Below are 10,188 nucleotides of genomic sequence, written 5' to 3'. Positions count from 1 at the left end.
CGACACGCGGATTTTCAATCCGCTGCTCTACCAACTGAGCTACCGGGCCTGAGAGAAGCGAGATTGTAGCAGCTTACGACGCCCGATTTTCCGGGCGACGGGGCTCAGAGGGCGTTGCGTTTGCTGCGCGCCAGATCCACGCCGAGTTGCTTGAGCTTGCGGTAGAGGTGGGTGCGCTCCAGGCCGGTCTTTTCGGCCACGCGGGTCATGGAGCCGGACTCTTTGGCGAGGTGGTATTCGAAGTAGGCCTTCTCGAATTCGTCGCGGGTTTCGCGCAGCGGGCCTTCGAGGTTGAAAGACTGGGAGGACTGCGGTCCCATGTCCACCACCGGCTCGGGCGCGATGCCGCCCGTCATGGCGGCTTCCACCGTGAGGTCCATGGTCAGGCCGGCGTTCAGTCGAACCGGCGCTGCGATGGCGCTGGTCTTGGGGGGTGTCTTGTTCAAGCCCTGGTCCACTGCTTTGAGCAGCTTGGCCATGGTGATGGGCTTTTCGAGAAAAGCGGTGGCGCCAATGCGAGTGGCTTCCACCGCGGTGTCGATGGTGGCGTGGCCACTCATCATGATCACCGGCATCGACAACAAGCCCGTGCTGGCCCATTCCTTGAGCAGCGTCACGCCGTCGGTGTCGGGCATCCAGATATCGAGCAGCACGAGGTCGGGTCGCAACTGGGCTCGCACCGCGCGGGCCTGGGCCGCGTTCTCGGCCAGTTCAACCGTGTGACCTTCGTCGTTCAGGATTTCGGACAGCAAGTCCCGGATGCCCAGTTCATCGTCTACGACCAGAATTGTTGCCATGGCTCGGTGTGTTTCCCTCGGTACTTGTTGTCAATTCGCAACCGCGAATGATAACGACACTTGCGCGCCGATCACCTTGCCATCGGTCACACGGTTGCCGAGGTCCACGCGGCCGCCGTGCTCGTCCATGATCTTCTTGACCACGGCCAGCCCCAGCCCGGTGCCTTTGACCTTGGTGGTCACGTAGGGCTCGAACGCGCGCTTGAGGATGTGCTCGGCAAATCCGGGGCCCTGGTCCAGGACCGACAGGCGCACCCACTGGCCGGAGTCGGAGCGCCGCGTGCGCAGCAGCACCTGGGCATCGGGCACGCCGGCCATGGCGTCCTGGGCGTTCTGCACCAGGTTGTGCAGGATCTGTCGCACCTGCTGCGGGTCGGCCTGGGCCAGGGGCAGGTCGTCGGCGGCCTCCAGGTGCACGGGCACGGCGGCGTTGTCGTAGAGCGAGAGGATGTCGCGCGCCAGCGCATTGAGATCGACCGGCTGCAGCTGTGCGGCGGGCAGGCGCGCGTAGTCGCGGAACTCGTTGACCAGGCGCTTCATGGCATCAACCTGGTCGACGATGGTGCGCACCGATTTGTTGAGGATGGCTTGCTCGGCGGGTTGCACCTTGCCATCAAGCTTCATGGCCAGGCGCTCGGCCGACAACTGAATGGGGGTGAGCGGGTTCTTGATTTCGTGCGCCAGGCGCCGGGCGACTTCGCCCCAGGCCTTGGCGCGCTGCGCCGACACCATTTCGGACACGTCGTCGAACACCAGCAGGCGCTCGTTGTTGGGCAGCAGCGCGCCGCGCGCGATCAAGGTGATGCCTTCGTCGAACGGCGTGGTGCCGTTGGCGGTCAGTTCGAACGACTGCTGCCAGTAGCCACCTTCATGCGGCGTCTGGTCGGACAGGAAACGTTCGAACTGCTGAAGCACCGCCGTGGAAAACGTCTCCAGCCCGGGCACGGTGGCCAGAGGCTGGCCCATGTGCACGTTGAGCTGCGTGCGCAGGATGCGCGCGGCGCCGGGGTTGACGCTTTGCAGTCGCCCCTGCTGGTCGAGCACCACCACGCCAGCGGTGAGGTTGTCCAGGATGGTCTGCAGGTTGTCGCGTGCGGCGTCCACCTGCTCCATGCTTTGCTGCACGGCGGCGCGCGCGTCCGACAGGTCCTGCGTCATGAGCGCGAAGGTGCGGGTGAGACCGGCGAGTTCGTCGCGCGAGGTGAGCGACTTTTTGGGCGAGAGGTCGCCGGTGGCCACCTCGCGCATGCCCTCGGCCAGCACCAGCAGCGGGCGGATCAGCTGGTTGCCCAGCAGCACCGCGAGCAGCACCGCGCCGAACACGGCCAGGAACAGCGCCAGCGTGAGCGTGCCGATGTACATACGCCGCAGGCCCTCGCGCGCCAGGGCGCGTTCCTGGTATTCGCGGTTGGCCACTTGCACGGCCAGTGCGTCGGCCACCAGGGCCGCGGGCAGCGGGGCCACCACTTGCAGGAAACGGGGTTCCGCATCGAAGCCGAAGCTGGGAGGACTCACCAGCGCCAGTACCTTGATGCGCGCCTGGTTGGCGGCCAGCGCCGCTTCGAGCTCGCCGTCGCCGCCCTCGTCCAGCCCCTCGATCTGCGCCACCACGCGCGAGACACGAACGCTGCGCAGCTGCGCGGCACTGGGCCGCTCGGGCGTGAGCTCAAAACGCGACATGCCCGAACTGCCGAGCGCCTGGCCAGAAGCGCTCCAGAGGATGAGGTCGGTCACACCGAGCTGCTCGCGCAGGCGCTCCAGCGCCAGCACCGCCGATGAGTTGGGCGTGCGCCCCAGGCCCTCGGCGGCCACGCGGGTCTTGCTGCTGAGGTCGGCAGCGAGCGTGTCCAGCGTGGTGCGCCCGAGGTTGAGGCCGGCGCTCAGGGCGGACTCCACGCGCACGTCGAACCAGCTCTCGATGGAGCGCGAGACAAACTGGTAGGACACGGTGTAAATCAGCAAGCCGGGCAACACACCCACCAGGCCAATGATGGCGGCCAGCTTGATGAGCAGGCGGCTGCCGAATTTGCCGCGTTTGAATCGCATCGCCAACCGCACGCCCAGCCACACGATGACCAGCAGCAGAAAACCCGCCACGGCCACATTGATGGCGACCAGCCAGCCGAAGTTCTGTTCGTAAAGCGCCCGGTTGCGCGTGGCCAGCGTGAGCAGGAACAGCAGCACCATGCCCACACCGGTCATGAACACCAGGCCCGCGCCCACGGCCCAGCGCACGGCGCCCGGTCGCTTGCGCAGGGTGGATGTGGTGTCTGGTGAATTCACGGAGGATCGATCTTCATTCCGCGCAGGCAAGCCGGGGTGTCAGCGGGCCGGGGCGGGTGATTCCGCGCCTGCGCTGGCGCTGGCGGGTACCTCGGCGGCTTCCAGTTCGGAAGCGGGCGCGGGCGCACGCTCGGGCTCGACCCGGTTGGGCACAAGGATCTGGTCGCGCACCTCAATGGTCCATCCCGGCTGGTTGCCCAGACCGATCTGGAACGGCCGCGGCAGCAGGGAAAGATCGAGCCGGAAAGCGAACTCGACCCGGTGGTCTTGGTCGGTGGGGAGACGGGCTGCGTCGGCAATTTTCCAGCGCGTGACCCGGGCCACACCCGCCAGGGCATCGGCCAGGGAGTCGTAATTCTGGTGCAAAGCGTACTGGAGGCCGGCGCCTCCCGCGTTCACCGCGGCATCGTTGGAGAGACTCACCCGCCAGCGGCGCGTGAGCGGCTGGTAGGCCAGGCGCAGGGTGCGGGTGACGCTGGCCACGCGGCGGTCGGTCCAGTACCAGCGTTCGCGGTAAACATCGGCCTGCCACACGAAGTACAGCGGGACCGACTTGAGCAGCGCTTCTTCCACCACCTGATCGGGGAAGATTTCCATGCGCCCCGAGAGGTACAAGGCTTCGGGCGTGCGATGCAGGTTGAGCTGAAACACCTGGGGTTTCTGGGCCTGGACCGGCGCGAGCGCACCAAAAAGCAGGGCCCAGAAAACAATGAACCCGGACAACACGCGCAGGCCCGCCAGAGGGCTCATGCCACCGGCCCACCAAATCCGGCGCTGCAGTCGATCAAGGCGCGGCCTTGTCCATGCGAGTGTAAAAAAATCCGTCATATCCACCCAACGGATTGTCGTTGAACTCCCCTGCCGGGGCCGCTGAACCGGGCAGCAAATGGCCTGGAGAGGGCCGATGCACCGCATCGGTGTGGCGCTCAAGGAACGCTTGCACCTGATCGGCGCCTTCGGCGCGGAACACGGAGCAGGTGGCGTAGAGCAGGCGGCCGCCGGGTTTGAGCAGTGGCCAGAGCGCTTCGAGCAAGTTGCGCTGCACCTTCACCAGTTGGTCAACATCGCTGGCCCGGCGCAGCCAGCGCACGTCGGGGTGGCGGCGCACGATGCCCGAGGCGGTGCAGGGTGCGTCCAGCAGGATGGCGTCGAAGGGTTGGCCATCCCACCAGGCGTCGGGCTGGCCGGCATCGGCGCAGCGCACCTCGGCGCTCAGCCCCAGGCGCTTCAAGGTGTCATCGACGCGTTCGCATCGGCGGGCGTCCACGTCCAGCGCCAACATGTTCAGGTCGGCGCATTCCAGCAAATGGGCGGTTTTGCCCCCGGGCGCGGCGCAGGCGTCGAGCACGCGGTCGGCAACGGTCCAGGTACGACCTTCGAGCAGCAGCTTCGCAGCCATCTGGGCAGCAGCGTCCTGCACCGAGCAGTGACCTTGCGCAAAACCGGGCAGGCGCTCCACCGGCTGCGGCGCGTCGAGCACCAGACCGTCGTCGCCCACCGGAGTGGACGCGACACCGATCGCCTGCAAGGCTTGTTGGTAGGCGGTGCGCTCGACCCGGCGGCGGTTGACGCGCAGCGTCATGGGCCCGGGCTGGTTGTTGGCGGCCAGGATGGCCTGCCAATGCTCGGGGTGGTCTCGCTGCAGGCGCTCGATCCACCACGTCGGGTGGTTCCAGCGCGCCACCGGTTGGCGCAGCGCCTCGGCCATCAGCGCCGGGCGTTCGCGCAAAAAGCGGCGCAGGCATGCGTTGATGAAGGCTGCCTGTCGCGCGGTGCCGCGGTCCTGCCGCGCGGCGTCCACGGCCTGGTTGACGACGGTGTGGGCGGCGTAGTGCAGGCCGCTGGACGAGCCCGCCCCGGCGTCTTCCAGCATCAGGCTCAGGGCGCTGCACAGCAGGGCCTGCACCGCAGCGTCGGGTTTGCGCTGCACCAGCTGGGCCACCAGGGCGCGGGCCGTGCCCAGATGGCGCAACACATGGAAGGTCAGCGCCTGGACACCAGGTCTCAGTTCGGCGCTGACTTGTGGCAGCACGTCGCTGAGCGATTGGCCCTGCTCGACGGCGTGCACACAGCGTGCCGTTTGACGCAATTGGGTGGCCAGGCTGGGGCCGAGGGGCGCGCCGGGTGGGCGCGGGGCGGGAGGGGAGGCCGAGGCGGTCAAGCAGGTTCCGGGCAATGGTGTGTGGGACCGGTGAGGGTACCAGCACGACCCGCCGGCACGGCGTTTCAGACCAGGGTCCAGCCCGGCGCGTCGGTGGTGGGTGCGGCGGCGGCGGGCGGCGCAGCCTCGGACTCGGTCTCCCGCTGCAGGGGGAGCGGACCCAGGTTGCGGCCATAGATGCGGCGAATGCGCTCGGTCAGCGGCGGGTGTGAATCGAACCACCCGGCAACCTTGCCCGACTCGTTGGCCACCAGCAGCATGTGCTGCACCACCGAACCCACGGCGCGCGTCTCCACGCCCTCTTTCTGCTGGGTCAGGATCTTGCGCAACACGCCACCCAGGCCATCGCGGCTGCGCGTCCACTGTACCGCACGCGCATCGGCCAGATGCTCGCGCTGGCGGGACACCGCCGCCTGCAAGGCATGTCCGGCCACCCAGCCCAGCCAGCCGGCAACCATGATGGCCAGCCCGAGGAGCGCGGCGACCATGCGACGGTCCCGTGTGTCCGGCTCGAACAGGGTCTCCCCCATGCGGTAGAGCATCTCCAGCCCGAACACCATGCCGACCAAGCGCATGTTCAGGCGCGTGTCGCCTTCGCCGATGTGGCTGAATTCGTGCGCCACCAGCCCTTGCAGCTCCTCTCGTGTGAGGTGATCCAGCGCGCCCTGGGTGACGGCCACCACCGCGTCGTCTTCGTTCCAACCGGCCGCAAACGCATTGATACCCTGATCGCGCGCGACCACCATGGCTTTCGGCCTTTTCACGTTGGAAGAAATGGCCATCTCGTCAACGATGTTGCAGAAACGCTGCTCGTCAAAATTGCCCGACGGCTGTGCGGGTCGCGCGCCCAGTTGCTCGGCCAGGCGCACCCCGCCGCCCTCGCTCAGGCGAGACGTCTCCACCCACCAGCCACCCAGCACAAACAGCAGCGTGACCGCGGTGTTGACCTGAAAGAAATGGCGCGGAAAGGTGAGCGGGCCCGGCATCCAGATACCGAAGCTCAGCCACAAGGCCAGTGCCAGCGCGGCATTGACCGCCAGCACCAGCAGCACCACGGTCAGGGCAAACGCCAGCAACAGGCGCGTGGTCTCGCCCCGTGCTTCGCGCTGGAACTCGAAGAACCGCATGCCAGTGCTGTGGGTTGACCGTCAGATCTCGATGCGCAAGGTCTGGCGCTCGGCTTCGCTGGTGGTGGACTCCAGCATGGCTTGCGGCAGGAAGTTGAAGAGGCGCGCCACGATCAGCGTGGGGAACTGCGCGGCCGCATCGTTGAATTCAAGCACGTTGTCGTTGTAGGCCTGGCGCGCAAAGCCGATGCGGTTTTCGGTGCTGGAGAGCTCTTCGCTGAGCTCGCGCATGTTCTGGTCGGCCTTGAGATCGGGGTAGGCCTCGGCCACGGCGAACAAGCGGCCGAGCGCACCGCCCAGCATCTGCTCGGCGCCGGCCAGGGCGCCCAGCGCACCCGCGTTGAGCGGGCTGGCAGCGGCGGCCTGTTCGGCGGAGCGGGCCTGGTTGCGCGCGGCAATCACGGCTTCCAGCGTCTGCGCTTCATGGGCGAGGTACTTGCGCGCCACCTCCACCAGGTTGGGGATCAGGTCGTAGCGCCGCTTGAGCTGCACGTCGATCTGACCGAACGCGTTAGCGATGGCGTTCTTCAGGCGCACCAAGCGGTTGTAGGCACCCACGGCCCAGAAGAACGCGGCAAGACCCACACCCAGCAACACCCAGACTGTCACAGACATGCTCAAACTCCTTTCATGACCCGTTGGCGAGATGCCGTTTTCACGCATCGGCACCCCTCATACCCCGGTGGCAACAGGGCGTATGGATACTACCTTCGACTGCGATTTTTGCGCGTGAGCCATCGCTCGCGCACAACGAAAAACGCCCCTGGCCAGATGACCGGGGGCGTTTTCGGGGCGGGCGGCGAACCGCCCGTTGGGGCCGGATTTACTCGGCCGATTCGTTGGTACTGGAAGCGTCAGCCTGCTCGGCCTGGTCGGCCGCCAGCGACACGGCATCGGCCTCGGCGATGGCACGGCGTTCTTCGTCGTCCATCTTTTCCTTGACCTTGCGCGCCTCGTGGTAGGCCATGCCGGTACCGGCCGGGATCAAACGACCCACGATCACGTTTTCCTTCAGACCCCGCAGCTCGTCGCGCTTGCCCATGATGGCAGCTTCGGTGAGCACCCGGGTGGTTTCCTGGAAGGAAGCCGCCGAGATGAACGAGTCGGTCGACAGCGAAGCCTTGGTGATGCCCAGCAGGATGTTGCTGAACACCGCGGGCAGCTTGCCTTCGGCACGCAGTGCGTCGTTGGTGTTGAGGATCTCCGAACGCTCGACTTGTTCACCGGCGATGTAGCTCGAATCACCCACGCTGTCCACGACCACACGGCGCAACATCTGGCGAACGATCACCTCGATGTGCTTGTCGTTGATCTTCACGCCCTGCAGGCGGTAGACGTCCTGCACTTCGTCGACGATGTAGCGCGCCAGCTCTTCCATGCCCAGCAGGCGCAGGATGTCTTGCGGATCGGCCGGGCCGTCCACCACGCTCTCGCCCTTGTTGACCACCTGGCCTTCGTGCACCAGGATGTTCTTTTCCTTGGGGATGAGGTCGTCCCAGACCTTGCCTTCGGGGTCGGTGATCTGCAGGCGAACCTTGCCTTTGGTCTCCTTGCCGAACGACACGGTACCGGTCATCTCGGCCAGCATGCCCTTGTCTTTCGGGCTGCGGGCTTCGAACAGCTCGGCCACACGCGGCAGACCGCCGGTGATGTCGCGCGTCTTCTGACCTTCAACCGGGATGCGGGCCAGCACTTCGCCAGGACCCACGTCCATGCCATCGCGCACCTGGATCAGCGAACCGATCTGGAAGCCGATGGTCACCGAGTGGTCGGTGCCCGGGATCTTCACTTCGTTGCCTTGCGCATCGATCAGCTTGACCTGCGGACGCACCACCTTGGTCACGCCGCGGCGCTTCGGATCGATCACCACCAGGGTCGACAGACCGGTGACATCGTCCACCTGCTTGGCCACGGTGAGGCCTTCCTCGACGTTCTCGAAACGCACCTGACCGGCGAATTCCGTGATGACCGGGCGGGTCAGCGGATCCCAGTTGGCCAGGATCGCACCGGCCTTGATGTTCTGATCGGCCTTGATCGAGAGAATGGCACCGTACGGCACCTTGTGGCGCTCGCGCTCACGGCCATGTTCGTCATGAATGACGATTTCGCCAGAACGCGAGATCACCACCAGTTCGCCCTTGGTGTTGGTCACGTAGCGCATGGTGGCGTTGAAGCCGATCACGCCGCTGGACTTGGCTTCCACGCTGGAGGCCACCGCCGCACGCGACGCTGCACCACCGATGTGGAAGGTGCGCATGGTCAGCTGCGTGCCAGGCTCACCGATGGACTGGGCGGCGATCACGCCGACCGCTTCACCGATGTTCACCAGACCACCACGGCCCAGATCGCGGCCGTAGCACTTGGCGCAGATACCGAAACGGGTTTCGCAGGTCAGTGCGGTGCGCACTTTCACCTCGTCCACCGCAGCGGCTTCCAGCACGTCGAGCATGTCCTCGTCGAGCATCTCGCCGGCGGGCACCAGCAGTTCGCGCGTCTCGGGGTGCACCACTTCCTCGGCCGTGGTGCGGCCCAGAATACGGTCGCGCAGCGATTCAATGACTTCACCACCTTCAACGATGGCGCGCATCAGCGTGCCGTTGGTGGTGCCGCAGTCCTGGGTGTTGACCACCAAGTCCTGCGTCACGTCCACCAGGCGGCGCGTGAGGTAGCCCGAGTTGGCGGTTTTCAGCGCCGTGTCGGCCAGGCCTTTACGCGCGCCGTGGGTCGAGATGAAGTACTGCAACACGTTGAGACCTTCACGGAAGTTCGCCGTGATCGGGGTCTCGATGATGGAGCCGTCGGGCTTGGCCATCAGGCCGCGCATGCCGGCGAGCTGGCGGATCTGCGCAGCAGAACCGCGAGCACCCGAGTCGGCCATCATGTAGATGGAGTTGAAGGACTCCTGGTCCACTTCCTTGCCGTGGCGGTCGGTGGTTTTCTGCTTGGCCAGTTGGGCCATCATGACCTTGGAGATCTCGTCACCGGCCTTGCCCCAGATGTCCACCACCTTGTTGTAGCGCTCGCCCGCGGTCACCAGACCGGAGGCGTACTGCTGGGCGATTTCCTTCACCTCGTTTTCAGCGCGGTCGATGATGGCTGGCTTCTCCTTGGGAACCAGCATGTCGTCCACGGCGATCGAGATACCGGCGCGCGTGGCCAGACGGAAGCCGTTTTGCAGCAGCTTGTCGGCGAACACCACGGTTTCCTTCAAGCCGCACTTGCGGAACGAGGTGTTGATCAAGCGCGAAATTTCCTTCTTCTTGAGCGGCTTGTTCAGCACGTCAAAAGGCAGGCCACGCGGCAGGATTTCGGACAGCAGCGCACGGCCCACGGTGGTGTCCACCAGCGAGGTCGCCGACGTCCACTCACCCGTGGCCTTGTCCAGCGTCTGCTGGGTCAGGCGCACGCTGATCTTGGCGGTGATTTCCACCACGCCGTTGTCGAGTGCGCGCAGCAGCTCGGACAGATCGGCAAAGATCATGCCCTCGCCCTTGGCGTTGATGCGATCGCGGGTGGCGTAGTACAGGCCCAGCACCACGTCTTGCGACGGGACGATGGAAGGCTCGCCGTTGGCCGGGAACAGGATGTTGTTCGAGGCCAGCATCAGGGTGCGCGCTTCGATCTGCGCTTCCACCGACAGCGGCACGTGAACGGCCATCTGGTCACCGTCAAAGTCGGCGTTGAAAGCAGCGCACACCAGCGGGTGCAGCTGGATCGCCTTGCCTTCGATCAGGATGGGCTCGAACGCCTGGATGCCCAGGCGGTGCAGCGTGGGTGCGCGGTTGAGCATCACCGGGTGCTCTTTGATCACCTCTTCCAG

At 65.9% G+C, this 10,188-nt stretch carries 7 protein-coding genes; all 7 read right to left on the bottom strand.

Annotated features, from left to right (window positions below):
• Positions 1 to 104 precede the first annotated feature (104 nt).
• Entirely contained in the window at positions 105 to 797 is a 693-nt protein-coding gene (locus Q0C59_RS16335) for a response regulator (RefSeq protein WP_291217451.1), read from the bottom strand.
• Between the two features lie 30 nt (positions 798 to 827).
• Positions 828 to 3,080 (bottom strand): ATP-binding protein, encoded by a 2,253-nt coding sequence (locus tag Q0C59_RS16330; RefSeq protein ID WP_291217449.1) that lies wholly within the window; start codon positions 3,078 to 3,080, stop codon positions 828 to 830.
• Positions 3,081 to 3,119: 39 nt separating this feature from the next.
• Entirely contained in the window at positions 3,120 to 3,830 is a 711-nt protein-coding gene (locus Q0C59_RS16325) for a DUF4390 domain-containing protein (RefSeq protein WP_291217447.1), read from the bottom strand.
• 34 nt (positions 3,831 to 3,864) lie between these two features.
• Positions 3,865 to 5,241 (bottom strand): 16S rRNA (cytosine(967)-C(5))-methyltransferase RsmB, encoded by a 1,377-nt coding sequence (rsmB, locus tag Q0C59_RS16320; RefSeq protein WP_370654266.1) that lies wholly within the window; start codon positions 5,239 to 5,241, stop codon positions 3,865 to 3,867.
• 65 nt (positions 5,242 to 5,306) lie between these two features.
• Positions 5,307 to 6,368 (bottom strand): M48 family metalloprotease, encoded by a 1,062-nt coding sequence (locus tag Q0C59_RS16315; protein WP_291217443.1) that lies wholly within the window; start codon positions 6,366 to 6,368, stop codon positions 5,307 to 5,309.
• 21 nt (positions 6,369 to 6,389) lie between these two features.
• Complete coding sequence (locus Q0C59_RS16310; RefSeq protein ID WP_291217441.1) at positions 6,390 to 6,983, bottom strand: LemA family protein; 594 nt, start codon at positions 6,981 to 6,983, stop codon at positions 6,390 to 6,392.
• A 208-nt stretch (positions 6,984 to 7,191) separates the two neighbouring features.
• Positions 7,192 to 10,188, bottom strand: a 2,997-nt coding sequence (rpoC, locus tag Q0C59_RS16305) for a DNA-directed RNA polymerase subunit beta' (protein ID WP_291217439.1), incomplete at its 5' end; no start/stop codon positions are given.

This window comes from Hydrogenophaga sp. (assembly GCF_022844385.1).
Classification (GTDB): Bacteria; Pseudomonadota; Gammaproteobacteria; order Burkholderiales; family Burkholderiaceae_C; genus Hydrogenophaga.
This window is presented reverse-complemented; position numbering and strand designations above follow the sequence as displayed.

Bases quoted from the DNA above. Each gene is read 5' to 3' on its own strand.
- Q0C59_RS16335 (WP_291217451.1), bottom strand. From the start codon at position 797: ATGGCAACAATTCTGGTCGTAGACGATGAACTGGGCATCCGGGACTTG.
- Q0C59_RS16325 (WP_291217447.1), bottom strand. From the start codon at position 3,830: ATGAGCCCTCTGGCGGGCCTGCGCGTGTTGTCCGGGTTCATTGTTTTC.
- Q0C59_RS16315 (WP_291217443.1), bottom strand. From the start codon at position 6,368: ATGCGGTTCTTCGAGTTCCAGCGCGAAGCACGGGGCGAGACCACGCGC.
- Q0C59_RS16310 (WP_291217441.1), bottom strand. From the start codon at position 6,983: ATGTCTGTGACAGTCTGGGTGTTGCTGGGTGTGGGTCTTGCCGCGTTC.